Annotated in this window: 27 protein-coding genes; 11 read left to right on the top strand and 16 right to left on the bottom strand. The window is 62.0% G+C overall.

What is annotated here, in order from left to right:
- The first annotated feature begins 72 nt into the window (after positions 1 to 72).
- Positions 73 to 1,263, top strand: coding sequence for a LamG domain-containing protein (locus M653_RS0109465; protein WP_198028752.1), 1,191 nt, complete (start codon positions 73 to 75; stop codon positions 1,261 to 1,263).
- 18 nt (positions 1,264 to 1,281) lie between these two features.
- On the opposite strand, the gene M653_RS0109460 is transcribed toward M653_RS0109465, so the two are convergent.
- The 4 genes from M653_RS0109460 to M653_RS0109445 are packed head-to-tail and all read right to left on the bottom strand — an operon-like array spanning position 1,282 to position 3,607.
- The gene (locus M653_RS0109460) at positions 1,282 to 1,563 is read right to left on the bottom strand and encodes a hypothetical protein (RefSeq protein WP_051442633.1); all 282 of its coding nucleotides are present in this window, start codon (positions 1,561 to 1,563) and stop codon (positions 1,282 to 1,284) included.
- A 2-nt stretch (positions 1,564 to 1,565) separates the two neighbouring features.
- Positions 1,566 to 3,074: a Tad domain-containing protein gene (locus tag M653_RS0109455; protein ID WP_032935169.1), complete on the bottom strand. Its 1,509-nt coding sequence runs from the start codon at positions 3,072 to 3,074 to the stop codon at positions 1,566 to 1,568.
- 58 nt (positions 3,075 to 3,132) lie between these two features.
- Complete coding sequence (locus tag M653_RS0109450) at positions 3,133 to 3,369, bottom strand: hypothetical protein (RefSeq protein ID WP_027143132.1); 237 nt, start codon at positions 3,367 to 3,369, stop codon at positions 3,133 to 3,135.
- A 43-nt stretch (positions 3,370 to 3,412) separates the two neighbouring features.
- Entirely contained in the window at positions 3,413 to 3,607 is a 195-nt protein-coding gene (locus M653_RS0109445; protein ID WP_032935168.1) for a hypothetical protein, read from the bottom strand.
- Positions 3,608 to 3,686: 79 nt separating this feature from the next.
- Here M653_RS0109445 and M653_RS0109440 point away from each other — a divergent pair, with 79 nt between their 5' ends.
- A complete protein-coding gene (locus M653_RS0109440; protein ID WP_051442630.1) occupies positions 3,687 to 4,565 on the top strand; it encodes an RNA ligase family protein in 879 nt (292 codons plus the stop codon).
- A gap of 5 nt (positions 4,566 to 4,570) precedes the next feature.
- Here M653_RS0109440 and M653_RS0109435 read toward each other — a convergent pair whose 3' ends face one another.
- Complete coding sequence (locus M653_RS0109435) at positions 4,571 to 4,954, bottom strand: hypothetical protein (RefSeq protein ID WP_051442629.1); 384 nt, start codon at positions 4,952 to 4,954, stop codon at positions 4,571 to 4,573.
- Positions 4,955 to 5,083: 129 nt separating this feature from the next.
- Between M653_RS0109435 and M653_RS0109430 the strand changes: the two genes are divergently transcribed.
- Positions 5,084 to 5,497, top strand: coding sequence for a hypothetical protein (locus tag M653_RS0109430; protein WP_027143128.1), 414 nt, complete (start codon positions 5,084 to 5,086; stop codon positions 5,495 to 5,497).
- Between the two features lie 80 nt (positions 5,498 to 5,577).
- On the opposite strand, the gene M653_RS01000000132265 is transcribed toward M653_RS0109430, so the two are convergent.
- The gene (locus tag M653_RS01000000132265) at positions 5,578 to 5,946 is read right to left on the bottom strand and encodes a polysaccharide deacetylase family protein (protein ID WP_032935165.1); all 369 of its coding nucleotides are present in this window, start codon (positions 5,944 to 5,946) and stop codon (positions 5,578 to 5,580) included.
- Positions 5,947 to 6,020: 74 nt separating this feature from the next.
- Positions 6,021 to 8,093, bottom strand: coding sequence for an EAL domain-containing protein (locus M653_RS0109420; RefSeq protein WP_027143127.1), 2,073 nt, complete (start codon positions 8,091 to 8,093; stop codon positions 6,021 to 6,023).
- Positions 8,094 to 8,402: 309 nt separating this feature from the next.
- On the opposite strand from M653_RS0109420, the gene M653_RS0109415 reads away from it, so the two are divergent.
- Both M653_RS0109415 and tdh read left to right on the top strand, forming a co-directional pair.
- Entirely contained in the window at positions 8,403 to 9,590 is a 1,188-nt protein-coding gene (locus M653_RS0109415; protein ID WP_027143126.1) for a glycine C-acetyltransferase, read from the top strand.
- A gap of 52 nt (positions 9,591 to 9,642) precedes the next feature.
- A complete protein-coding gene (gene tdh / locus M653_RS0109410; protein WP_027143125.1) occupies positions 9,643 to 10,677 on the top strand; it encodes an L-threonine 3-dehydrogenase in 1,035 nt (344 codons plus the stop codon).
- Positions 10,678 to 10,738: 61 nt separating this feature from the next.
- On the opposite strand, the gene M653_RS0109405 is transcribed toward tdh, so the two are convergent.
- Complete coding sequence (locus tag M653_RS0109405; RefSeq protein WP_027143124.1) at positions 10,739 to 11,176, bottom strand: MarR family transcriptional regulator; 438 nt, start codon at positions 11,174 to 11,176, stop codon at positions 10,739 to 10,741.
- An 87-nt stretch (positions 11,177 to 11,263) separates the two neighbouring features.
- Between M653_RS0109405 and hmgA the strand changes: the two genes are divergently transcribed.
- The 4 genes from hmgA (at position 11,264) to M653_RS0109385 (ending at position 15,121) form a co-directional block, all read left to right on the top strand.
- Positions 11,264 to 12,577 carry a homogentisate 1,2-dioxygenase gene (gene hmgA, locus M653_RS0109400; RefSeq protein ID WP_027143123.1) on the top strand — a complete coding sequence of 438 codons (1,314 nt, stop codon included), beginning with the start codon at positions 11,264 to 11,266 and terminating at the stop codon, positions 12,575 to 12,577.
- Complete coding sequence (locus M653_RS0109395) at positions 12,574 to 13,443, top strand: MBL fold metallo-hydrolase (RefSeq protein WP_027143122.1); 870 nt, start codon at positions 12,574 to 12,576, stop codon at positions 13,441 to 13,443. The genes hmgA and M653_RS0109395 overlap by 4 nt, the downstream gene beginning before the upstream one ends.
- A 112-nt stretch (positions 13,444 to 13,555) precedes the next feature.
- On the top strand, positions 13,556 to 14,569 hold the full coding sequence (locus tag M653_RS0109390; RefSeq protein ID WP_027143121.1) for a fumarylacetoacetate hydrolase family protein: 1,014 nt from the start codon (positions 13,556 to 13,558) through the stop codon (positions 14,567 to 14,569).
- Positions 14,570 to 14,584: 15 nt separating this feature from the next.
- Positions 14,585 to 15,121, top strand: coding sequence for a DinB family protein (locus M653_RS0109385; RefSeq protein ID WP_027143120.1), 537 nt, complete (start codon positions 14,585 to 14,587; stop codon positions 15,119 to 15,121).
- 3 nt (positions 15,122 to 15,124) lie between these two features.
- On the opposite strand, the gene M653_RS0109380 is transcribed toward M653_RS0109385, so the two are convergent.
- Both M653_RS0109380 and hppD read right to left on the bottom strand, forming a co-directional pair.
- The gene (locus tag M653_RS0109380) at positions 15,125 to 15,352 is read right to left on the bottom strand and encodes a type II toxin-antitoxin system prevent-host-death family antitoxin (protein ID WP_027143119.1); all 228 of its coding nucleotides are present in this window, start codon (positions 15,350 to 15,352) and stop codon (positions 15,125 to 15,127) included.
- Positions 15,353 to 15,416: 64 nt separating this feature from the next.
- Positions 15,417 to 16,532 (bottom strand): 4-hydroxyphenylpyruvate dioxygenase, encoded by a 1,116-nt coding sequence (gene hppD, locus M653_RS0109375; protein WP_027143118.1) that lies wholly within the window; start codon positions 16,530 to 16,532, stop codon positions 15,417 to 15,419.
- Between the two features lie 138 nt (positions 16,533 to 16,670).
- Here hppD and M653_RS0109370 point away from each other — a divergent pair, with 138 nt between their 5' ends.
- Positions 16,671 to 17,138, top strand: coding sequence for an Lrp/AsnC family transcriptional regulator (locus tag M653_RS0109370; protein WP_027054987.1), 468 nt, complete (start codon positions 16,671 to 16,673; stop codon positions 17,136 to 17,138).
- Here M653_RS0109370 and M653_RS0109365 read toward each other — a convergent pair.
- From M653_RS0109365 to aztA, 4 genes are all read right to left on the bottom strand, one after another.
- On the bottom strand, positions 17,135 to 17,473 hold the full coding sequence (locus tag M653_RS0109365; protein WP_027143117.1) for a TIGR01244 family sulfur transferase: 339 nt from the start codon (positions 17,471 to 17,473) through the stop codon (positions 17,135 to 17,137). The genes M653_RS0109370 and M653_RS0109365 overlap by 4 nt on opposite strands.
- A 150-nt stretch (positions 17,474 to 17,623) precedes the next feature.
- Positions 17,624 to 18,565, bottom strand: coding sequence for a zinc ABC transporter substrate-binding protein AztC (aztC, locus tag M653_RS0109360; protein WP_027143116.1), 942 nt, complete (start codon positions 18,563 to 18,565; stop codon positions 17,624 to 17,626).
- Positions 18,566 to 18,591: 26 nt separating this feature from the next.
- On the bottom strand, positions 18,592 to 19,467 hold the full coding sequence (gene aztB, locus M653_RS0109355) for a zinc ABC transporter permease AztB (protein ID WP_027143115.1): 876 nt from the start codon (positions 19,465 to 19,467) through the stop codon (positions 18,592 to 18,594).
- Positions 19,467 to 20,273 (bottom strand): zinc ABC transporter ATP-binding protein AztA, encoded by an 807-nt coding sequence (gene aztA / locus M653_RS0109350; RefSeq protein ID WP_027143114.1) that lies wholly within the window; start codon positions 20,271 to 20,273, stop codon positions 19,467 to 19,469. Before aztA ends, aztB begins: the two co-directional genes overlap by 1 nt.
- 229 nt (positions 20,274 to 20,502) lie before the next feature.
- Here aztA and M653_RS0109345 point away from each other — a divergent pair, with 229 nt between their 5' ends.
- A complete protein-coding gene (locus tag M653_RS0109345) occupies positions 20,503 to 20,847 on the top strand; it encodes a RidA family protein (RefSeq protein WP_027143113.1) in 345 nt (114 codons plus the stop codon).
- Positions 20,848 to 20,897: 50 nt separating this feature from the next.
- On the opposite strand, the gene hutC is transcribed toward M653_RS0109345, so the two are convergent.
- Complete coding sequence (hutC, locus tag M653_RS0109340) at positions 20,898 to 21,638, bottom strand: histidine utilization repressor (RefSeq protein WP_156938179.1); 741 nt, start codon at positions 21,636 to 21,638, stop codon at positions 20,898 to 20,900.
- 2 nt (positions 21,639 to 21,640) lie between these two features.
- Positions 21,641 to 23,005: a formimidoylglutamate deiminase gene (locus M653_RS0109335; protein ID WP_027143111.1), complete on the bottom strand. Its 1,365-nt coding sequence runs from the start codon at positions 23,003 to 23,005 to the stop codon at positions 21,641 to 21,643.
- Between the last annotated feature and the right edge of the window lie 47 nt (positions 23,006 to 23,052).

Below are 23,052 nucleotides of genomic sequence, written 5' to 3'. Positions count from 1 at the left end.
GGATAGGGCGTTTCGATGGACCTGAAGCTGGGCAGCACGACACCGACCGCGCTCTGTCTCGGCGCCGATCCGGTGCTGAAGCTCTATCTCGGCGCCGTCGAGATCTGGGGCGCCGGCGGCGGTCCCCTGACGCTCGCCGCCGATGCCGGCTCCTACACCCTGACCGGCACCGCCGCGACCTTGCGGCGTGCCTTGAAGACGGCCGCCGCCGCAGGCTCATTCACGCTCACCGGCAGCAGCGCCACCCTGCGGCGTGCCTTGCTGCTGGCGGGCACGTCAGGCAGCTACACGCTGACCGGCAGCGCGGCCGGCCTGGTCCCGTCGAGCGCCGACAAGGTTCTCGCCGCCGATGCCGGGTCGTTCACGCTGACCGGCACCGCCGCCACGCTGCGGCGCGCCCTGTTGGTGTCGACCGCGGCGGGCTCCTACACCATGACGGGCACCGCGGCCGGGCTGGTCTACGGCAAGAAGGTGGCGGCTGCGGCAGGCTCGTTTGCCCTCACCGGAACCGCCGCCGGACTGCTGCGCGGCTACAAGGTCGCGGCGGTGGCAGGCAGCTACGCCATGTCGGGCACGGCGGCGACGCTGACCAAGGCCGCCGTCTCAGATCCAAATTTCGCCACCCGCAAATTGCTGCTCGGCTTCGAAGGCGTCGATGCGGCGACGGCGACATCCGATGAAAGCGGCGCGGCGCACGGCTCGGCTACCTTTGCCGGTAACGCGCAACTGGACACCGCGCAATCGAAGTTCGGCGGCTCCTCGCTGCTCCTCGACGGCAACGGCGACTACATCACTTTCCCGGACTCTGCTGATTGGTTTTTCGGGACAGGCCAATTCACGGTCGAGGGCTTCTTCCGCTTCGCAGCTGCGCCGACCAACGCCTTGCTTGTCGGGCAATGGTCCGGTGGCTGGGCGTTCTGGTTTAATGCGGGGAAGCTTTCATTCCGTACGTTCTCGACGACTGACTCCGGTCTCTACACGTGGTCGCCGACACTCAACACCTGGTATCATATCGCGGTCGATCGGGACGCATCCAACGTCCTGCGCATCTACGTCGATGGCGTCATGCAGGTCAAAACAACCGGCTATACCGTCAGCATTCCCAACGCCGCCGCTGTGCTGGCTTTAGGCAGCTTGAGGCCGGGCGGGTTCACCACCTTCGACATGAACGGTTGGATCGATGAGGTGCGCATCAGCAATATCGCCACCTATGGATCGGACGCGGGGTTCACCCTGCCGACTTCCGCATTCCCGAGGTCATGAGTCCTTATCTCGGTCGGATCAGCGCCGGGCGCGCGTCCATCCGGCTGCCCGCGCCTCATCCTCGGAACAGAACCAGGCTTCGCCGTATTCAGGACGGATGATCGTCGCCGCATAAAACTTGTCGCCCGGCGTGTGATAAATGCGCTGTCCGGTGTTGATGCTGACATTGCCCTTGATGTTGCAGGCCGGATTGAGTGAGTTCGGAAGAGCCGGCAACCCCGTGCTGGCGACATAGGTGGCGGCGCCGGCGCTGAGGAAGGTGACCAGCGGCAACTGCCAGGTCCAGGGGGACGCAGCCATGGTCAACGAACCAGATAGGATTCTTCACGCAAAAACGTATCCAGCGTGCCATTGCCATTGTAGCCGCTGACATCGACAATTTCGGCTGACAGCGTTTTGGTGGTCGAGTTGGTGATCATCGGCTTCGTGAGGAAAAGGCTAACGAAGGCTTTTGGCTTGGTTATGGTTGCATGACCGTTGCCTAAATCCTGATGGCAGTTGATCACCGCCGCGAACACCATCCTTCGGTCCAATGCCGTCTTCGAAATGGTTCCGCTTCCCTTGTAGCATCGGTTCGACGCTCCTTCGCCGGTCTCGCCGTTCGGCGCTTTGTTGGCGGCTCCTGTGACCAGATCGTTCTTGTTTTCATAGGAGTAGACATCGTAGCGCGAAGGTATGGTCTTGCTTCCCGTCGGGTCTGTTGGCTTGGGAAATGTCGACGGCGCCGACGCGCCGGGGTGGTTGAGCGTCCAGTAGGCAGAATAATCCCATTTATCGCCCTTCAAAACACCACCGCCGACAAGGGTCTGGTCCGAATAGGTGCCGCCAGGGAGAGACCAGTCTGGAAGCGCCATCGCCTTTGTCCGGTCGGTCTCCTCGGTGTAGGCCGAGCAACTGGAAGTCTTCGTCGGGTCTTTTTCGCCTCTGCGGACATTGTAGGCGGGAGCAGTGTCGGGATCGTTGTTTTTCATGGCTCCGGCGTAGACGCCGAAGCGAGTGTTGATCCCCTGTTCTGCAGGGCCGATCGTTCCGCCGGTCTTGGTTTGGAGACCGCGCATACCGTAGCAGAGGCCGGGCTTGCCTGTCGCCAGCGCATCGCGAAGAGCGTTACCGCCGCTCGCCGCCACCTCAAGCCAGCCGAAATTGCCCGGCTGCGGAGACGAGTTGCCGGAGAAGGAAAGGATCAGTTGCCGCCCGTAGGTCGCACCCTGGGCGAAGTTCTCCTGAAAGGTCAGGTTGTTGCCAGACCCGCCGACCGGCTCGAATGGGTTGCAGATGAACAGGGGCGTCACGTCACAGGCCGACGCGTCATAGACCGCAACCGCCTCGGCTTGGATGTTCAGCGTCTGCAGTGTCAGCCCCACCGGCAGCGGGAACAGCGTGGTCATGGCTCGCGGCGTCGATCTCACGAGCAGGTAGACCGCCTTGAGGCCATCGGTCGTCTGGTGAGCGGTTACCCAGGCTGCGTCGATCCGTGTGTCGTCGCTGGGCGGAATAGCGTCGAGATAGATCGCGCTGACCTGGGTGTTGTCGATGATCGCCGGGCCACCGTTGCCAAACCGGGCCTCGTTCTTGACCAGAGCGGCGAGCGCATCGTTGGCCCTCGTGATCGAATTCGACCCGCCGTCAAGTTCGCGGGCGCCGGCGAGCGCTAAGGAATCGGTCGCGTTCTGAAGGTCGGTGTGAAGGTTGTTCGCCCTGCCGACATCGATGACGAGCAGCGCAAAGCCGAGCAGCAACGGCATGGCGATCAGCGCAAGAGCGGTCACATAGCCTTCGACGCTGCGAAGGAAGTCGCGGAGAATACCCATGGAATTCGAGCCCCAGCCCATTAGACGGCACTTATAAAGCGCTCTTTTGGGCGAGAATTCAATTCCCCTGGGAATCTCGGCCGGTGGGGATCAGGCCCTTGCTGCGGCATTCCTCAAGAAGCTGAGGGTCCGGATGGCCCTTGCGGGCGTCGATCACGGCCCGCTGGCACTTCGCGACTTTGTAGATTTCCGGGGTCTCGACGAAGTCGCCGCGTAGCCATGATCCGACGAACCAATAAGCGGCAAGAGAGCCGATCATCAGCGCCGCCTTTGCAGCGACCTCACCTTTTCGCATGTCTACGCCTATCGCTCGACTGGCAGCAGGATGCCTGATCTTCTCAGCTATGACGAGTCAGCTTTTCAACCGTCGCGACTATGGCGGCGGAGATCGCCTTGGCCTCGCCCATCAGATCGGGGCTGTAGAGCCCGTTGACCATCTCTTCGCTGGGCAGCACGCCGGGCGGACAGTGGTCCTCGATCGTGCTCCTGATTAGCGCTAGCGCCGCTCGGCAGTCCTCCGCCTCGATCTTCATCAACTGTTTCCACATTCAATTAAGCTAAAATGCAACCAAAACGGCCGGCGGGCCTTGTCTGGCAGTTGGAGTATCGAGTGTGCGTAACGCCGCAGATCGGCTGAAGTTCATCAAACCGCTTGAGCCCGAACTGGTCCTTGAGCCGCCACTCAGCGACGACTGGTTCCACGAGATCAAGTATGACGGATTTCGCACCCAGCTTGTCCTCGACTGGGCAGGCGTGCGCGCCTTCACCAAAAACGGCCATGACTGGTCGAAGCGATACTGGCCTGTCATCGGCGCGGCGGAGAAGCTGCCAGCCAAGGCGTTCATCATCGATGGCGAGATGATCGCGCCCGAGCCGGACGGTCGCCCCAACTTCCACCAGATGCATTCGCGCATGACTTGGAACGCCGAGCTGCTCGCCTTCGTCGCCTTCGACATCATGCACTTGGACGGCAAGGATCTGCGCGCGCTGGCCGCGATCGAGCGCAAGGCGATCCTGTGGGACCTGCTAAAGCCGGCCAAGGGCATCATCCAATACAGCCAGCACGTCGAGGGCGGCGGAGCCGAGTTCTACGCTGGCGTCGGGAAGCTGAAGCTGGAGGGCATGGTCTCGAAGCGCCGGCACAGCCCATATCGCAGCGGTCCCTCGGAAGCCTGGGTCAAGACCAAATGCTGGGATGTTGGCGAGTTCGAGCTACTGGGGTTCAAGCGCGAGCCTGGTAAGCAGACGGTCGGGCTTATGGCGCGCGAGGGTAAGTATGCCGGCGCCGCGACAATCGCCCTAACCGAGGAGATCCGCGAACGGCTCATGGAGCGGGTGCGCAAGGGCCGGCCACCGGCGGGCCTCCCGAAGGCCGTGACAGGCCAAGAGGTCGAATGGCTCAAGCACAGCGTCAAGGCGCGCGTGCGGTTTCTGCGAGGCGAGCCGAAGTTGCGCCATGCCACGCTGCTGGATTACAGGGACAGTGATTGATAGCTCTAAAAAGCCTGCTTCGTCCCGTCTTTGTAAAGCACGGCTTCAACGCAAACGAAGGTCTTCACCTCAGCATGCTTGAGTATCAGCATGCGCTCGAACGGGTCTCTGGCCCAGTTTTTCACTTCGGTGTACATGCCGCCGGCTGGGATTTCGACATCCTTGTCTAGCCGGAATGACACCACCGGGTCGCCGAGAGCGTCAATATAACCGGCCATGGCATTGATCATCGCAATGGGCTTATCGGCGCTCGATTTGAAGGCCACGCTCATCTGAACCTGATCGTAATCGAGTGGCACGACGCTCCATTCGCCGAACGCCAGCAGCGTGTCATTGCACCCTGCGTGCGCAGTCCCCGTCAGCAGCATCAAGGCCAGCAGCGCGCGCATTTTGTTGTCTCCCCCCGGTGAAAGCAGGGGGGACGCTAAACCAACATTCCCGCCGGAGCAAATGCCCCCTAATGTTGGTTGAACCGGTCGTGGCCGAGGCATGCGCCACGAGGACGGGAGGATTGTGTGATGGCCATAGATCGCCTGACGGTTCGTTTTGCCTATCAGCGCGGCTTCCAGGTCGTGGACGACGGCCCCACGGTGCTGGCGACTTTTGAGGCGCGGCACGACGCGTTCAAGTTCATCCTGCAGCGGGGGGCGCGGGTCCGGTTGTCATGGGCCCGCACCGTCATCGGCGGCCGCGCGGCGCCATACGACTTCGCGGCGTCTTTCATTGGCAATGATGTCGGCCGGATAATGAAGCACCAGCACGGCCCGTCTGCCGGCGCCTGGCATTGGGGCCTGTACTACCACGATGCCCTCCTAAAGCGTCAGAACGGGGCAAGAGGCCGGGCCGACAGCAAGGACGAGGCCGTGGCTGAGATCGAGCGGGAGTTCACCCGGTTCGTTGCCGCCAGCGACGAGTACCTGGCTGACCGCTAAATGGCCGTTCAAAGGCCATTATAACCGCGCCTAACTGATGCCAAATGAAGTTGCGCGGAGGTGCCAAACGATTTTGCGCGCTACACGTGCACCGCCGGCTTCAGGCCCAATACGGCATTGGCCTTGAGCATGTCGGCAACCACGCCTTCCGTATCGCCATAGAAGTGCCGGTAGTGATTGTAGGCGTGACTGTAGCTGTGGTTGCCGATCGTCACCAGCGGCATCGCCTTGGCGCGCCGTACCAACGCCTTGTTGGACGCACTGGCTTCGGCATGCATGCCGACCATGAACAGCGTTGCCGGAACCTGCGCCGCCTCCAAGACGTCGAGGATGTTGCTTGTGCCGTTCAGCGGACCGTCGTCGAAGGTGAGATAGATGGTGCGATCCGCGCCATAGGCCGGCAACGCCGGCATCAACATGGCTGCCAGGGCAAGCCGAAGGAACGTCATGCGGCCGCTATCCCGTTGCGATCAGGGCAGGCCGCCATTTTCGCGGCTACTTGTCAAGGCTGGCCGGGCTCTACCTACGCCAGGCTTCCCTGCAATACCGTCAGCCTGGCTTTCTTCGGCATGCGGGCGGTCAGCCATTCAAGCGCCTTGTCATGCGGCATCGGAAAAGCGATCGAATAGCCTTGCACCTGGTCGCAGCCGATTGCCATCAGCGAATCGAGTTCCGCCTCGGTTTCGGCGCCCTCGGCGACGATGGAGATGCCCAGCCCCCGGGCAAGCTCCGTGATGGCGCGCACGATCTTGGAGTTGTCTCCATTCTCATGGATGTTCTGGACGAAGCGGCGGTCGATCTTGAGCCGGTCGATCTCGTTGGGATTGACGTGGCTGAGCGAAGCATAGCCGGTGCCGAAATCGTCGAGCTCCAGATGCACGCCGGCCGCCCTGATGTGGCGCAGCTTCGCCGCGATGCCTGTCTTCTCGTCGTCGAGAATGACGGATTCGACGATTTCCAGCGACAGTTTCTGCGGCGGCAGTCCGGCCTTCTCCAACGTCTCGAACAGAAACGCATCGAAATCGTGCTCGCGCAGCTCGGTGCCCGAGACATTGACGGCAAGCCGCCCGAAGGCAATCCCGGCACGGTTCCATTCAGCGGCCTCGTTGATCGCCTTGCTGATCACGATGCGGCCGATCTCCGGCATGAAGCCGCATTTCTCGGCGACCGGAATGAACTCGCCCGGCGAGATCATGCCGCGCTCGGCATGGTTCCATCGCACGAGCGCTTCGATGCCGCTGATGGTGCCGTCGGTCAGCGAGACCTGCGGCTGGAAATAGACCTGGAATGCCTTCTCGGAAATGGCGACCTTGATGTCGTGTTCGAGCTGCTTGCGGTAGTCGAGCTCGCGGCGCAGTTCCTCTGAGAAGAACGAGAAGTTGCCGCCCCCCATTTTTTTGGCGGAGTAAAGCGCCAGATCGGCATGGACGAGCAGGTCTTGTGCATTGTCGGCATCGATCGGATAGACGGCGATGCCGCCGCTGGCGCCCGGAAGGATGGTGGTGCCCTGGAATACGATGGGCTCATTGATGTGCACCAGGATGCGCCGTGCCAGCATGTTGATGTCCTCGGTGTTGCCGGCTCCGTTGAGGATCATCACGAATTCGTCGCCACCAAGCCGCGCGCACAGATCCGACGCCCGGCAGGAATCGCGCATGCGCTGTGCGGTCACCACCAGGACATAATCGCCGGCGGCGTGACCCAGCGTATCGTTGATCTGCTTGAAGCGGTCGAGGTCGAGCTGGACCACGGCCAGGCGTTCGCGCCGGCGATGCGCGCCCTTGATCAGCGTCTCGAAATGGTCGGTCAAGAAGGTGCGGTTGTGCAGGCCGGTGAGGCCGTCATGCACCGCGATGAAGGCCATCGAATTGCGCGCATCGACCAGTTCACGTGTCTTGCGCAGGATCGCGTTGGACATCGGCCTGAAGATGAACAGCGCCACCAGCAGGATGACGCCGAGGGTGGCGTAGAACAGCGTGCGATGGAGGGTGAGCAGCTTCTCGGAGCGCTCGTCGGCATCCGCACTGATGCGCTGGCCAAGCGCGGCATAGCCCGACAGCGTGGCATTGGCGACCGAGGCATCGAGGTTGACTCGTTCGGCGCCGCCCTTGTAGCCCCCATTGTCGAGCTGGTTGAGTTGCGATTCAAAGGCCGAGACCAGCCGATCGCCATTGGCGATCAGGCCAACCGAGAAATAGTCGAGATGGAAGGGTTTGGCGAAAAGCACGCTCTCGATCGACTTCGGATCGAGCTTGGCAGGCGATTGCGGATCCGCGCCTGTCTGCTTGAGCAGCAGATCATAACTTGTCTCGAACTCAGCCGTGGCCTGCTTCAGCGCGCTGACCAGCGCCGGCTGCTTGTCGCGCGAGGCGGCGCCCGTTGCGCTGGCAAGGAAAACGATGCGCTGCGATAACGTTTTTTGCGTGCCGACGATGTCGAGCAGCGTGTTGTTGTGCTGCTGCGTGGCCATCGTCTGCTGCAGCAGGACGAAGGAGGCCGCCACCATGGCGGCAATGATCAGCAGCGCCAGCCAGTAGCCAGCTTTGATCAGCAGTATGAGCTTGCCTGAAACGGTTTGCACCGGCTGCTGAGACATGTTTGGGGGCAGTCCTCTCGCCAACGGATTTCTGTATGAGCACCATTGAACTGCAAACGTTAACAGGACCGGAAGTCGACGGCCGGCCGGCAAGGGGGAGGCGGGGAGAAATCGCGAAATGGTTATCGGCTTCTTTCGCCGCAAGCCCGCTTTTGAGCATTCGTCAGTCCATGCGTTCCCGGGCCGTCACTTGGGCAATGTCCATTGCATCCCGGCTGATGCTGCCCGGCCACCTGATCCGGTCGCTTTTGCGATGGATTTTTTGCGCCGGCGGGACGACAGTCTGCCCACGTCAAACGAGGCCTGATCATGACCGCAGCATTTCTCTCCCATATCGACAGCGAGCTTGCAGGGCTGAAATCCGCCGGCCTCTACAAGTCCGAGCGGGTGATTTCCTCGATGCAGTCGGCCAAAATCGAGGTCGGTGGCGAGAAAGTATTGAATTTCTGCGCCAACAATTATCTCGGCCTTGCCGACAGCGCGGACCTGCGCGCGGCGGCCACGCAGGCGCTCGATCGCTACGGCTACGGCATGGCCTCGGTGCGCTTCATCTGCGGCACGCAGGAAGAGCATAAACAGCTCGAGGCGACAATTTCATCCTTCCTCAGCCTGGAGGACACCATCCTCTACGGCTCCTGCTTCGACGCCAATGGCGGCCTGTTCGAGACGTTGCTTGGCGAAGAGGATGCTGTTATCTCGGATGCGTTGAACCACGCCTCGATCATCGATGGTGTCAGGCTGTCGAAGGCCAAACGCTTCCGCTACGCCAATAACGACATGGCCGATCTCGAGGCGCGATTGCAGGAAGCGAAGGATTGCCGCTTCCGGCTGATCGCCACCGACGGCGTGTTTTCCATGGACGGCATCATCGCCAATCTCCGAGGTGTCTGCGATCTCGCCGAGAAATACGACGCGATGGTGATGGTCGACGACAGCCATGCGGTTGGTTTCGTCGGTTCAAACGGCCGCGGCTCGGCCGAACATTGCGGCGTCGAGGGCAGGGTGGACATTATCACCGGCACGCTCGGCAAGGCGCTCGGCGGCGCTTCCGGCGGATATACCTCTGGCAAAAGCCAGGTCGTCGACTGGCTGCGCCAGCGCTCGCGGCCCTATCTCTTTTCCAACACGCTGATGCCGGCGATCGCCGGCGCCTCGATCAAGGTGTTCGACCTGATCCGCAATGGCGATGCCTTGCGCGAGCGCCTATATGCCAATGCGGCGCGGTTCCGGTCCCAGATGGGCAAGCTTGGCTTCACGCTGGCAGGCGCCGATCATCCGATCATACCGGTGATGCTCGGTGATGCGACGCTGGCCCAGGAGATGGCCGCGCGCATGCTGAAGCGTGGCATTTATGTCATCGGCTTTTCGTTCCCGGTCGTGCCGAAAGGCCAGGCGCGCATCCGCACCCAGATGTCGGCGGCGCATTCCAGCGCTGATGTCGACCGCGCGGTGGAGGCATTCGGTGCGGTCGGTAGGGAATTGGGCGTGATTTCCTGAACGGCCGGCGCCGAAAAGCGATTCCGGATCAAGAGATTCAAGGGACAAAAGAATGTCGAACATGATGAAGGCGCTGGTGAAGGCCAAGGCCGAGCCGGGCATCTGGATGGAAGAGGTGCCGGTGCCGGAGATCGGCCCCAACGACGTGTTGATCAAGGTCAAGAAGACAGCGATCTGCGGCACCGACGTGCATATCTACAATTGGGACCAGTGGGCGCAGAAGACGGTGCCGGTGCCGATGGTCACCGGCCATGAATTCGTCGGAACGGTCGCCGACTTTGGTGCTGCGGTTACCGAATACAAGGTCGGCCAGCGCGTGTCGGGCGAGGGCCACATTGTCTGCGGCCACTGCCGCAACTGTCGTGCGGGCAGGGGACATCTGTGCCGCAACACGCTCGGCGTCGGCGTAAACCGTCCTGGCGCCTTCGGCGAATATCTGGCGATCCCGCAGCACAATGTCGTGCCGATTCCCGACGATGTTCTAGACGAGATTGCCGCGATCTTTGACCCCTTGGGCAATGCCGTCCACACGGCGCTGTCCTTCGATCTGGTCGGCGAGGATGTGTTGGTCACCGGCGCCGGACCGATCGGCATCATGGGCGCGCTGGTGGCGCAGTGCGTCGGCGCGCGCAAGGTGGTCATCACCGACATCAACCCGGTGCGGCTGGCGCTGGCGAAAAAGCTCGGCGTCCAACATGTCGTCGATGCCTCGAAGGAAAAGCTGCGCGATGTCATGCCGGTGCTCGGCATGACCGAGGGATTCGACGTCGGTCTCGAAATGTCGGGCGCCGCGCCCGCCTTCCGCGACATGATCGACACCATGAACAATGGCGGCAAGATCGCCATCCTCGGCATAGCGCCGACCGGCTTCGAGATCGACTGGAACAAGGTCATCTTCAAGATGCTGCACTTGAAGGGCATCTATGGTCGCGAAATGTTCGAGACCTGGTACAAGATGATCGCCCTGGTACAGGGCCCGCTCGATGTGACCGGCCTAATCACGCATCGCATCGGCGTCGATGATTTCCAGGTTGGGTTCGATGCGATGAGGAGCGGCAGTTCGGGCAAGGTGGTGATGGACTGGTGAGACGCGTCGACAGAGATGTGGAGTTCCTTCGCGCCCCCTCTGTCCTGCCAGCCTATCAACTCTATTTTCCTTCCAACGCCATCTCCAGTGCCGCCACCCCGCTCATAATCGCCGCACGTTCGTCCACGCCAAACTTCGCCAGCAATTCCCTCTCAAACGCCTTCGCCAGCGGCACCATCTCGCGATAGGCCGCAAGCCCGGTCTTGGTCAGTGTCAGGTGCTCGACGCGGCGGTCGTTCTCGTCAGCCGTTCGCATCAACCAGCGCCGCCGTTCCAACTCGGCCACGGCGCGCGAGACCTTGGTCTTGTGCATGGCCGACTGCTCGCCAAGTTCCGTCGCGGTCATCGTGCCGCGCTGTCCCAATCCCGATAACGTGCGCCATTCGGGCCGGGTCAGGCCATGGCGGTCCTTATAGACCTTCGAGAATTCGCGGCTGACGGCATCGGCAAGACGGTAGAGCCGGTAGGGCAGGAAGCTTTCGAGTTCGAGAATGTCCATTGTCCGTACCCGGGAAAAACGGAAGATTGATAGTTACATTTTCAATGGTTACAAATGAAACCAGTTTGGTCAATCCGGGAGGAAGCGATGGCCTTTTCCTACATGCCGGGCTTCGGCAACGACTTCGAGACCGAGACACTGCCTGGCTCGCTGCCGCAGGGGCGCAACTCGCCGCAGCGGCCGGCCTACGGCCTCTATGCCGAACAGCTTTCCGGTTCGCCCTTCACCGCGCCGCGCGGCACCAATGAGCGCTCCTGGCTCTATCGCATCCGGCCGAGCGTCAAGCATACGGGCCGGTTCAAGGCCGCCAGCTACCCCCTGTGGAAGACCGCCCCCAATGTCGGCGATCATGAGCTGGCGCTTGGCCAGTACCGCTGGAATCCGGTGCCGATGCCGAACGAACCGACCGATTTCATCCAGGGCATGCGCACCATCACCACGGCCGGTGACGTGCTCGGGCAGACCGGCATGGCCGCCCATGTCTATGTCGCCAACACATCGATGGTCGACGATCATTTGTTCAATGCCGATGGCGAGTTGCTGGTGGTGCCGCAGGTGGGCGGCTTGCGCTTCGTCACCGAAATGGGCGTCATTGAACTCAGGCCAGGTGAGATCGCGGTGCTGCCGCGCGGCCTCGTCTTCAAGGTCGAATTGGTCGACGCCGAAGTGCGCGGCTATGTCTGCGAGAATTACGGCGCCAAGCTGACGCTGCCCGATCGAGGACCGATCGGCGCCAATTGCCTGGCCAATCCGCGCGACTTCAAGACGCCTTGCGCCTGGTTCGAGGAGAAAGAGATGCCGTGCCGGCTGATCGTGAAATGGTGCGGCAATTTTCACGTCACCGAGATCGGCCATTCGCCGCTCGACGTGGTGGCGTGGCACGGCAACTACGCCCCCTACAAATATGATCTGGCGACCTTTTCGCCGGTCGGTGCGCTGCTGTTCGACCATCCCGACCCGTCGATCTTCACCGTGCTCACCGCGCCGAGCGGCGAGGAAGGCACCGCCAATATCGACTTCGTCATCTTCCCGCCGCGCTGGCTGGTGGCCGAAGATACGTTTCGGCCGCCCTGGTATCACCGCAACATCATGAGCGAGTTCATGGGGCTGATCCACGGCCAGTACGATGCCAAGGAGGAGGGTTTCGTTCCCGGCGGCATCAGCCTGCACAATTTGATGCTGGCCCATGGCCCGGATGCGCCTGGCTTCGATAAGGCCTCGCGCGCCGACCTGAAACCGGTCAAGCTCGACAACACCATGGCTTTCATGTTCGAGACCCGCTTTCCGCAAATGCTGACCCGCTACGGTGCCGAACTCGAAACCCGGCAGGACAATTACATCGACTGTTGGGCCGACCTGAAGAAACGCTTCAACGGCACGCCCGAGGGCGACTGGTCTTGAGCGGCAAGCCAACGCCGGATCGGCTGGTGCTGCTAGGCTCCAAGGGCGGTCCTGCGCTGCGGCCGGGCGGACCGTGGCCGAGTTCGTCGCTGCTCGAGATCGGTGGGCGAGCGATCGTCGTCGATTGTGGGCTTGGCGTCACGCGCGGCCTGGTCGATGCCGGTGTCAGCCTGAAGGCGCTCGACTTGATCTTCATCACACACCTGCATTCCGACCATGTGCTGGAACTGGGTCCGCTGATCCACACCGCCTGGACGGCTGGCCTGGCGACGCCGGTCACCGTGTTCGGCCCGCCTGGGGTCGGCCACTACTGGCGGCGCTTTTGTCAGTCAATGGAATTCGATATCGAGATCCGCATCGTCGATGAAGGCCGGCCCGACATTCGCGAATTGGTTTCTGTAGACGAATTCGGCGAGGGCCGTGTGGTCGAGCAACGCGGCCTGAAGGTGACGGCGCTGCGCGTCGACCACCCACCAGTGACCGACTGCTTTGCCCTGCGCTTCGAGCATGGCGCAAAAAGCGTGGTGTTCTCTGCCGATACAGCGTTCTTCCCGCCGCTCGCCGATTTCGCCGAAGGTGCCGATATCCTGGTCCATGAAGCCATGCTGGAAGAAGGCATCGAACGGCTGGTCGCCAGAACCGGCAATGGCGCGCGGCTCAGGGAACATCTGCTCGCCAGCCACAGCTTTGCCGAGGAGGCCGGTCGTATCGCCGGCGATGCCGGCGTAAAGCGGCTGGTGCTCAATCACCTCATTCCGGCCGACGATGCAGAGATCGCAGAGGCGGACTGGATCGACGCCGTCAGGAAAACATGGATCGGCGACTTGACGATCGCCCGGGACGGCCTTGTTGTGGAGCTAGCATGATCCCGAACCGAAGGACCGCGTCAGCGAAAAGTGGGAACCGGTTTTCGGAAAAGATCATGCGTGAGACAAGAAATCAAAGCGGCGCCAAGGCCGCCTCAGGAGAGGGAACCGCATGAAGCTTGCCACGCTGAAGGACGGAACGCGCGACGGGAAACTCGTCGTGGTTTCGCGCGACCTGACGCAATACACCGACGCCTCGTTCCTGGCGCGCACGCTGCAGGCGGCACTCGACGACTGGCGCAGGATCTCGCCGCATCTCGCGACAATCGCGGAATCGCTGGAGAACAATGCGATGCCGGCAGCTCGCTTCCACGAACACGATGCGCATTCGCCGCTGCCGCGCGCCTATCAATGGGCCGACGGCTCCGCCTATGTGAACCATGTCGAACTGGTGCGGAAAGCGCGTGGCGTCGAAATGCCGGCGAGCTTCTGGACCGACCCGCTGATCTACCAGGGCGGCTCGGACTCCTTCGTGGCGCCACGTGACCCGATCCGCATGGCCGATGAAGCCTTCGGCGTCGACATGGAGGCCGAAATTGCCGTCATCGTCGACGATGTGCCGATGGGCGCCAGCCTCGATCAGGCACGCGCCGCGATCCGGCTGGTCATGCTGGTCAACGATGTCACGCTACGCGCGCTCACCGGGCCGGAACTCGCCAAAGGGTTCGGCTTCTTCCAATCGAAACCATCCTCCGCCTTCTCTCCGGTCGCGGTGACGCCGGATGAACTGGGCGACGCCTGGGATGGCGGCAAGGTCAGCCTGCCGCTGCTCGCCGACATCAACGGCAAGCCGTTCGGCCGCGCCAATGCCGGTATCGACATGACCTTCGATTTCCCGGCCCTGATCGCTCACGCCGCCCGCACAAGGCCACTGGTGTCAGGCACCATCATTGGTTCGGGTACGGTATCCAACAAACTCGACGGCGGCCCGGGCAAGCCAGTCTCGGCGGGCGGCGCCGGCTATTCCTGCATCGCCGAACTGCGCATGATCGAGACCATTGAAGGGGGTGAGCCGAAGACACCGTTCCTGCGCTTCGGCGATACGGTGCGCATCGAGATGAAGTCGAAGACCGGAGCCTCGATTTTCGGCGCCATCGAGCAGACGGTGGAGAAATACGAGCGGTGAGCGCAAGGAGGAAGAATGACCCTGCTCGAGCATCTTCGCCGCATGGCGCGCAACAATTTGTGGTCGAACGACCGGCTCTATCGAGCCGTGCTTGCGCTGAAGCCCGGTGAGTTCGAGGCCGAGCGCACCAGCTTTTTTCCGTCGATCAAGGCAACGCTCAACCATGTCCTCGCGGTCGATCAGCTCTATCTCGGTTTTCTCGAAGAAGGCGGCGTCGGTGCCGCTGCCTACGATGACTTCGTGCCTTTCGATGCTGCGCCGGAGCTTTGCGTGGCTCAGCTTGCGGCCGACCGGCGGCTGATCGCCTTCTGCGATGGGCTGTCGGAGACCGATCTCGATCGTCGCGTCATCACCGACCGGCGCGAGGACGGCATGATCCCAGAACGCATTGGCGATATCCTGGCGCACGTCTTCCTGCACGACATCCATCATCGCGGCCAAGTCCACGCCATGCTCTCGGGTAGCTCGGTCGCTCCGCCCCAGTTGGACGAGTTCCTGCTCGATTACGATTTCAATCTGAGGGAGACAGAGGTCGAGCGGCTGGGGCTCTAGCCGTCATCTCGAATACTCGGCCCATTCAGGGCCGAGGGCGTCAAAATCATCGGCGATACGAATCTTGCCCTTCAAGGCGCCGATGCGTGGCAAAAGGTCTTCCTTCCCCGGCGGCGGCAAGAGACGCGCCACGGCCTTCCCGCGTCGCGTGAGCACGATCTCCTCGCCAGCTTTCGCGCGTCTCACCAGTTCCGACAGTTTGGCTCCGGCTGCAGTTATGGAGACGTTCACAGATCGACCTCTTATGGCCGGAACTTAGGTCAACGCTGATCGAACCGCAAACGAGCTTTCACTTTTACGCCGCCTTGCCGTCAACCTTGATGACGCCGCGCTTGATCTGGTCCTGCTCGATCGATTCGAACAGCGCGCGGAAATTGCCTTCGCCAAAGCCTTCATCGCCCTTGCGCTGGATAAACTCGAAAAAGATGGGCCCGATCACGGTCTTCGAAAAGATTTGCAGAAGGATCTTGGTCGTGCCGCCATCGACCACGCCTTCGCCGTCGATCAGGATGCCGTGTTTCTTCATCCGCTCGATCGGCTCGTCATGGCCGTTCACGCGGTCATACGACATCTCATAATAGGCCTCAGGCGGGCCGGGCATGAATTTCAGCCCGTTCTCGGCGAGCTTGTCGGTGGCGGCGTAGATGTCGTCCGTGCCGACAGCGACGTGCTGGATGCCTTCGCCATTGTACTTCTTCAGGTATTCGGCGATCTGGCTGGTCTCGTCCTTGGACTCATTCAATGGAATGCGGATCTTGCCGCAGGGCGAGGTGATGGCGCGGCTGACCAGGCCGGTAATCCTGCCGTCGATGTCGAAGAAATGGATCTGCTTGAAACCGAACAGATTGCGATAGAAGTCCCACCATTTGTCCATCTGGCCGCGATAGACATTGTGGGTCAGGTGGTCGAGGTAATAGAAGCCGACGCCCTGCGGTCGCGGGTCGCGTTCGCCCAGCCATTCGAACTCGGCATCATAGGCCGAGCCCTTTTTGCCATAGGCCGCGATGAAATAGAGCAGCGAACCGCCGATGCCTGATATGGCCGGCACGTCGAGTGCCTTGTCGTCGCCTTCATAAGGCGTGGCGCCCTTCGACACCGCATGCTCGAAAGCATGTTTGGCATCAACCACCCGCCAGGCCATCGAGGCCGCGCAAGGGCCGTGCTTGTCGGCGAACTTCATCGCGTGCGAGCCGGGCTCGGCATTGACGACATAGTTGATGTCGCCCTGGCGCCAGACGGTGATGTCCTTCGTGCGATGCCTGGCTACCGCCATATAACCCATGCGGGTGAACAGTTCGGCTAGCTTCTTGGGCTCCGGATGCGCGAATTCGACGAACTCGAAGCCATCGGTGCCGGCAGGGTTGTCCTTGCTGATCGTGGCGGGCGGGGCGTCGTGTGGGAAGGGACCCATGATAATTCCTCCGGAAGCTGCTTGGCCTAAAAAGGCCATCCAACGCCATCATAGCGCGGAGCCTGTGCATGGTGCTTGCATTCAAACGCTTGAAATGGTGATGTCATGCGTGAAGCATGCATGATGTGAGAAAAAACCATGGATGAAACGCGCATTGACCAGTTTGACCGCAAGATAATGGCGCTCTTGCAGGGCGACGCGCGGCTCACCAACAACGACCTTTCCGAAAGGGTGAACCTGTCGGCATCGCAATGCTCGCGCCGCCGGCAGCGGCTGGAGGAAGATGGCTATATCAAGGGCTATCGCGCCGTGCTCGACCGCGACAGGCTCGGCTTCTCGCTGGTCAACGTCATTTCAGTGACGCTGGCCACTCACAACCGCGACAACGCCCGGCGCTTCGGCGAATTGGTGGCGCGCTTGCCGGAAGTGCAGGAGGCGCACGCGCTGACCGGCGAGATGGATTACATCCTGAAGGTGGTGACGCCCGATCTCAAATCGTTGTCGGAGTTCGTCAACGGCGTACTCCTGCCGCATGAATCCGTGCAGCATGTGAAAACGGCGATCGTGCTGGAGACGCTGAAGGAAACGGGGGCGCTGCCGATCTAACCCTTCGACTGCTGTATCGCCAGGAACAGATTGGTGCAGCGCGCGCCGGAGCGGCAATAAGCAAACACCGGGCCTTGGAGCTCATCGAGCGCTTCTGCTTGGTCCTCGACATTCTCGGCGGTCATCTGGCCGCTGATCACCGGGATGTAGCGGAAGGCGAGGCCAGCGGCTTCGACCGTTGCCTTGAGCGTGTCCGCCGAAGGTTGGCCGGGCTGCTCATCGTCCGGCCGGTTGCAGATCACGCTCTTGAAGCCGGCTTCCTTGATGGTGGCGACATCTTCGGGCTGGATCTGACCGGAGACCGAATAGTCCTCGCTGATCTGGCGATATTCCATGGCTCATGTCCTCGCAATCTGGTTTGGCGGCAGTCTTGCCATTGCCCGGTGGGCACGGCAATCCGCATCGACGGAATTCTCTGCCAAATAGACATGGCGCGCCAGAAAATCCAACCAGGCCGATACGGCCCGGTTGGGTGCGGATCAAATTCAGCTGCCTAGAATGGCACCTTTGATCTGACGGATGTTGTTGTGCATCATGTCGATATAGGTCGAGCCCGGGCCGTCGGGCTGCGACAGCGCGTCCGAGTAGAGCGTGCCGCCGACCTTGATACCGGTCTCGCTGGCGATCTGCTCGATCAGGCGCGGGTTGGTGATGTTCTCGACGAAGATGGCCGCGGCCTTGTCCTGCTTCACCTGCTCGACCAGCTTGGAGACATCGGCGGCCGACGGTTCGGAATCGGTCGAGATGCCTTGCGGAGCGAGGAAGGTCAGGCCGTATTCATGTTCGAAATAGCCGAAGGCGTCATGCGAGGTGATGACGACGCGCTTTGCTTCGGGGATCGACTGGATCGCCGCCTTCACTTCGCCTTCCAGCGCATCGAGCTTCTTGGTGTAGGCGGCGGCATTGGTCTGGTAGCTGACACAGCCGTCGCTGTCGGCCGCGCAAAAGGCTTCGGCGATGTTCTTCACATAAATCTTGGCATTGGCGATCGACTGGAAGGCGTGCGGATCGGTGACCGTCTTGCCGCCGCCGGTGCCGGCACCCTCGGCCGCATCGGCGTCGGCGAATTCAGGTTTGAAGTCGATCGGCGTCACGCCCTTGGTCAAGGTGACAATGGAGGCCTTGGTGGCGCTGGCATCGACTAGGCGCTGCAGGAAACCTTCGAAGTGCAGGCCGTTGACCAGCACGATATCGGCCTTGGCCATGGCCACCGCGTCGGCAGGGCTCGGCTCGTAGACATGGGCGTCGCCGTCTGGGCCGACGATCGTGGTGATCGCGATGCGGTCGCCGCCGACATTCTTGGCGAAATCCGCAATGACTGTGAAGCTGGCGACCACTTTCAGCGGCGCGGCGAAAGCCGATGACGCGCTAAAGGCGGCAAATGTTATAACGCTCATCGTCAGGGCGGCACGGATCGATTTGAGCATAAGCGGGTCTCCTTTAGGGCGGGGGATCAGGCCGTTCTGTGACGGTGATGGATGATGCGGGCGCGCAGGATGCCGCGCGTGCCAAACAGGATCGAGGCGAAATAGACGACGCCAGCCGACAGAATGATGGCAGGGCCGGATGGCAGCGACGCATGATAGGACAAGAGCAGTCCGGCGATGCAGGAGGCAAAGCCGATCAGTACGGCCAGCACGCACATCGGTTCGACGCGCGTCGTCCAGAAGCGTGCGGCTGCCGCCGGCAGCATCATCAATCCGACGGAAAGCAAAGTTCCGAGCGCCTGGAAGCCGCCGACGAGGTTGAGCACGACGAGACCGAGGAAGATGAAATGCACCGGGCTGCCCATGCGGCTGACCGAACGCAGGAACAGCGGGTCGAGGCATTCGGCCACCAGCGCCCGCCAGAAGATGGCAAGGCTGACCAGCGTCACCGCGACGATGCCGTCAATCAGCGTCAAAGCCTCGTTGTTGAGCGCCAGCACCGTGCCGAACAGCACATGCATGAGGTCGACGCTGGAGCCGCGGATCGACACCATCAGCACGCCGATGGCGAGCGAAATCAGGTAGAAGGCGGCCATCGAGGCGTCCTCGCGCTGGATGGTGAAGCGCGACACGGCACCGGCGCCGAGCGCCACGATGATGCCGGCGATCAGGCCGCCAATGGTCATCGGCAGGATTTCCAGCCCGTAGAACAGGAAACCCGCGGCCGCGCCCGGCAGAATGGCATGCGCCATCGCGTCGCCCGACAGGCTCATGCGCCGCAGCATCAGGAAGACGCCGATCGGGCAGGCGCCGAGCGACAGCATCAGCGAGCCGAACAGCGCCCGTTGCATGAAGCCGAAATCGGCGAAAGGTGCGATGAAAAGACTGTAGAGCGCGTCCATCAGGCAGCCCTCGGTCCGGCGCCATGGTGATGATCGCGGTCGTGGCCATGATGATCATGGTCATGAGCGTGCTCGTCAGGCTCGCACCAGGGCGCGTTCTCTTCCCAGGCTTCGTGGAAGCGGCGCGCGCGCAGCAGGTTCTCCGGTTTCAGCGTCTCCCGGGTCTCGCCCCAGGCAACCGGCTGACGGGCAAGCAGCAGTGTTTCGGGAAAATTCTGGCGCACCAGATCGAGATCATGAACCACCACCATGATGGTGCGCTCTTCGCCGTGCCAACGCTTGATCAAGGCAATGAGGTCACCGACCGTCTTGGCGTCGACGGCGTTGAACGGTTCGTCGAGCAGGATCAGGTCGGCATCCTGCAACAGCACGCGGGCAAACAGCGTGCGCTGCAACTGGCCACCCGACAGCGTGTCGATCGGCCGCTTCTCGAAGCCGCCGAGGCCGACGGCCATCAAAGCCTGGCTGACGGCCTCACGATCTTCCCCCGTATAGCGGCCAAGCATGCCGCGCTTCGGCCACAGGCCGAGCGAGACCAGATCGACAACGCGGGCGGGAAAGGAGCGATCGAGTTCCGATTGCTGCGGCAGGTAGGCCGCCCGCACGCCCGGCGCGCGAATGACCTCGCCTGCCATCGGCTTCAGCACCCCGACAATACCCTTCATCAGCGTCGACTTGCCAGAGCCGTTGGCCCCAACCACGGCCGTCAGCGAGCCCTTGCGGATCGCGCCATCGAGGTGATGGATCGCGGGATGGCTGTTGTAGCCCAACGTCAGGTCACGGAATGTCAGGCAGGTCTGGGTCATATCGTTCCGTGGGAAACCAAATCCGGCTAAGGTGCGGCCGTTTGGATATGTGATGTTATTACATTAGTCAACAAGCCAATCCGGCGGAATTGCGTCGCGGTGGTCAACTCGCCGTGTAGGCGCCTGGCCCTGGATGGAGCAATTGGCTCAAGCGGTTTCGGTTCAGCCGGCCTTGCCCGAAGCGGACGGCGACTCTAAAGAGGCGCGACCACAACGGAAGGAACTCGCAATGAGCATTCGTCGCATCGATGTTGGCCCGCGCATGAGCCAGATCGTCATCCACGGCAACACCGTCTACCTGGCCGGCCAGGTCGGCGAACCCGGCGGCAACGTCGCCGCGCAGACCCGCGATATTCTGGCGACCATCGACGAATTGCTGGCCAAGGCCGGCACCGACAAGACCAAGATCGTCCAGGCGATCATCTGGCTGGCCGACATGGGCACCTTCGCCGAGATGAATACCGAATGGGACAAGTGGGTGCCGCAGGGCCACACGCCCGCCCGCGCCACCGGCGAAGCAAAGCTCGCCGGCCCGGAATATCTGGTCGAGATTATTATCACCGCGGCGTTGTAAAGGCGCGACGTCAGAACTGCCGATCTCCCCCACGACGAGGGGGAGATCACTCACCCCTGCGACGGCGTGAACCTTGCCACCAGCGTATGGCTTTCCGCCGGATAGATGAAGCGCACGTGGGTGACCGGGTGCTCGGCACTCCAGGTGCGGCGTTCGACCACCAGGCAAGGTGCCCCGGGATCGATGTCGAGCGCATCGGCGATGGCGTCGTCAGCGCTCATGGCGCGTATCCGATGCTCGGCCTCGCTCCACGGCACGCGGTCGATCAGCCAAGGCCCAGCAGCGATTTCCAGAAACTCTTCGTCCCCGGCTTCCGAAACCGCCGAAAGATTGATCAGACGTTGCTCGAGCGCGAATGGCCGTTCGCCGGCAAAATGAAGACCTTCGAGCCATAGCACTGGACCTGTGGCGGACAGTTCGAGCAACGTCCTGTCCTCCCCATTGCTGCGCCGCTTCAGGCGTTCCAGCCGCTCGTAGCGATAGGGCAGGCCGAGCGCCTCGACTTCGATCCTGATGTCGTGAAGTTCCAGCACGGCTGCCTGCGATTGCGGCTGGCGGACAAAGCTGCCCGACCGGCGGCGGCGTTCGATCAAACCTGCCTTGGCCAACTGGGACAGAGCCTTGTTCACCGTCATGCGTGAGCATTTGTATTCGGCGGTCAGCTCATGTTCGAACGGGATACGGTGGCCGGGCACCCAGGTGCCGGAAAGAATTCTTTCCCGGATATCGGAAAGGATGCGCTGATGCAGCGAGACGGTCTCGCTGTCGTCTATCTCCGTCGGTTCAGCCATGCTCATCTGGGTGAACCCTCGGAAAGCGCTGTCATCACGCCGCGAAACCGTTCGGCGATGGCCTCGCGCTTGGCATGTCTGCCATCACTGACCTGTTTCTTGCCATGCACCCAGACACAATCGACCTTGCTGCCATTGGCGAAAATCCAGGCGTCGAGGATCGCATCGCCGGTTTTGCCGGCCAGCGAGGGGTTGCCGGCGTCGAGCGAGATGAGATCGGCGGATGCACCAGGCGCGATTTGCGATGCGCCGGCGCCAAGCGCGACGCTGCCGCCGTTAAGCGCTGCGTCGTACAGCGCGCGGCCGGTCGAGCCGCCAGCCACGGCCAGCACATTGCGGGCGCGGTGCGCGAGGCGCTGCGAATATTCGAGCTGGCGCAATTCGTCGGGCAGGCCGATCAGCACGTTGGAATCGGAGCCGACACCGAAGCGGCCGCCATGCTCCCTGAACAAAGGCGCGGCAAAGGTGCCGTCGCCGAGATTGGCCTCCGTGATCGGGCAAAGGCCGGCAATGGCGCCGCTCCTGGCCATGCCGATGGTTTCAGCATCGGTCATGTGGGTGGCATGGATCAGGCACCAGTGCTGGTCGACATCGGCAGCCCCAAGCAGAAATTCGACCGGACGCGCGCCGGACCAGGCAAGGCAGTCTTCGACTTCTTTCACCTGCTCGGCGACATGGATGTGGATTGGCCCGTTTGGCGCCATGGCCGCAATCGCCGTGAGTTCCTCAGGCGTCGCGGCCCGCAGACTGTGCGGGGCAACGCCGACAATCGCTTGATTCAAAGAGCGAACAGATTCCCGGCTTTTCTCAACAAGCCGGGCGAACCGATTCACATCGTTGATGAATCGGCGCTGGCCTTCGTTTGGCGCGGCACCACCGAAGGAGGAATGTGCGTAAAACACAGGCAACAGCGTCAGGCCGATCCCCGTTTCGCCGGCCGCGGCAGCGATGCGCTCGGCCATCTCGGCTGGGTTGGCATAGGGTTGTCCGTCACGGTCATGGTGCAGATAATGAAATTCGCCGACGCGCGAAAAACCGGCCTCCAGCATTTCCACGTAGAGCTGCGCTGCCACCGCCTCGACCTGGTTCGGAGTCATCGACAGCGCGAAGCGGTACATCACCTCGCGCCAGCTCCAGAAACTGTCGGCGGAGGGCCCGCGCAACTCGGCGAGCCCTGCCATGCCGCGCTGGAAGGCGTGGCTGTGCAGATTGGTCATGCCTGGCAGGAGAATGGCATGGCGTTCGTCACCAGGCGACGCGGTGCTCCCAGGCTCTACGGCCGCAATGCGCCCATTGGCGAAAGTGATCCGCACATTGTCGTGCCAGCCGTTGGGAAGAAGCGCCTGTTCCGCCAAGATATCGGTCACTTTTCTCTCCGCTCCCCGGTCTCGTGTGCAATGATGACACTTGCAGT

Source organism: Mesorhizobium sp. WSM3626, assembly GCF_000513935.1.
GTDB lineage: Bacteria > Pseudomonadota > Alphaproteobacteria > Rhizobiales > Rhizobiaceae > Mesorhizobium > Mesorhizobium salmacidum.
Note: the sequence above shows the minus strand (reverse complement) of the source record. Positions and strands in the feature narration are given on the sequence as shown.

Coding starts and splice junctions, on each gene's coding strand:
- M653_RS0109460 (WP_051442633.1), bottom strand. CDS start 1,563: ATGGCTGCGTCCCCCTGGACCTGGCAGTTGCCGCTGGTCACCTTCCTC.
- M653_RS0109455 (WP_032935169.1), bottom strand. CDS start 3,074: ATGGGTATTCTCCGCGACTTCCTTCGCAGCGTCGAAGGCTATGTGACC.
- M653_RS0109450 (WP_027143132.1), bottom strand. CDS start 3,369: ATGCGAAAAGGTGAGGTCGCTGCAAAGGCGGCGCTGATGATCGGCTCT.
- M653_RS0109445 (WP_032935168.1), bottom strand. CDS start 3,607: ATGAAGATCGAGGCGGAGGACTGCCGAGCGGCGCTAGCGCTAATCAGG.
- M653_RS0109435 (WP_051442629.1), bottom strand. CDS start 4,954: ATGCGCGCGCTGCTGGCCTTGATGCTGCTGACGGGGACTGCGCACGCA.
- M653_RS0109430 (WP_027143128.1), top strand. CDS start 5,084: ATGGCCATAGATCGCCTGACGGTTCGTTTTGCCTATCAGCGCGGCTTC.
- M653_RS01000000132265 (WP_032935165.1), bottom strand. CDS start 5,946: ATGACGTTCCTTCGGCTTGCCCTGGCAGCCATGTTGATGCCGGCGTTG.
- M653_RS0109420 (WP_027143127.1), bottom strand. CDS start 8,093: ATGTCTCAGCAGCCGGTGCAAACCGTTTCAGGCAAGCTCATACTGCTG.
- M653_RS0109415 (WP_027143126.1), top strand. CDS start 8,403: ATGACCGCAGCATTTCTCTCCCATATCGACAGCGAGCTTGCAGGGCTG.
- tdh (WP_027143125.1), top strand. CDS start 9,643: ATGTCGAACATGATGAAGGCGCTGGTGAAGGCCAAGGCCGAGCCGGGC.
- M653_RS0109405 (WP_027143124.1), bottom strand. CDS start 11,176: ATGGACATTCTCGAACTCGAAAGCTTCCTGCCCTACCGGCTCTACCGT.
- hmgA (WP_027143123.1), top strand. CDS start 11,264: ATGGCCTTTTCCTACATGCCGGGCTTCGGCAACGACTTCGAGACCGAG.
- M653_RS0109390 (WP_027143121.1), top strand. CDS start 13,556: ATGAAGCTTGCCACGCTGAAGGACGGAACGCGCGACGGGAAACTCGTC.
- M653_RS0109385 (WP_027143120.1), top strand. CDS start 14,585: ATGACCCTGCTCGAGCATCTTCGCCGCATGGCGCGCAACAATTTGTGG.
- hppD (WP_027143118.1), bottom strand. CDS start 16,532: ATGGGTCCCTTCCCACACGACGCCCCGCCCGCCACGATCAGCAAGGAC.
- M653_RS0109370 (WP_027054987.1), top strand. CDS start 16,671: ATGGATGAAACGCGCATTGACCAGTTTGACCGCAAGATAATGGCGCTC.
- M653_RS0109365 (WP_027143117.1), bottom strand. CDS start 17,473: ATGGAATATCGCCAGATCAGCGAGGACTATTCGGTCTCCGGTCAGATC.
- aztC (WP_027143116.1), bottom strand. CDS start 18,565: ATGCTCAAATCGATCCGTGCCGCCCTGACGATGAGCGTTATAACATTT.
- aztB (WP_027143115.1), bottom strand. CDS start 19,467: ATGGACGCGCTCTACAGTCTTTTCATCGCACCTTTCGCCGATTTCGGC.
- aztA (WP_027143114.1), bottom strand. CDS start 20,273: ATGACCCAGACCTGCCTGACATTCCGTGACCTGACGTTGGGCTACAAC.
- M653_RS0109345 (WP_027143113.1), top strand. CDS start 20,503: ATGAGCATTCGTCGCATCGATGTTGGCCCGCGCATGAGCCAGATCGTC.
- hutC (WP_156938179.1), bottom strand. CDS start 21,638: ATGGCTGAACCGACGGAGATAGACGACAGCGAGACCGTCTCGCTGCAT.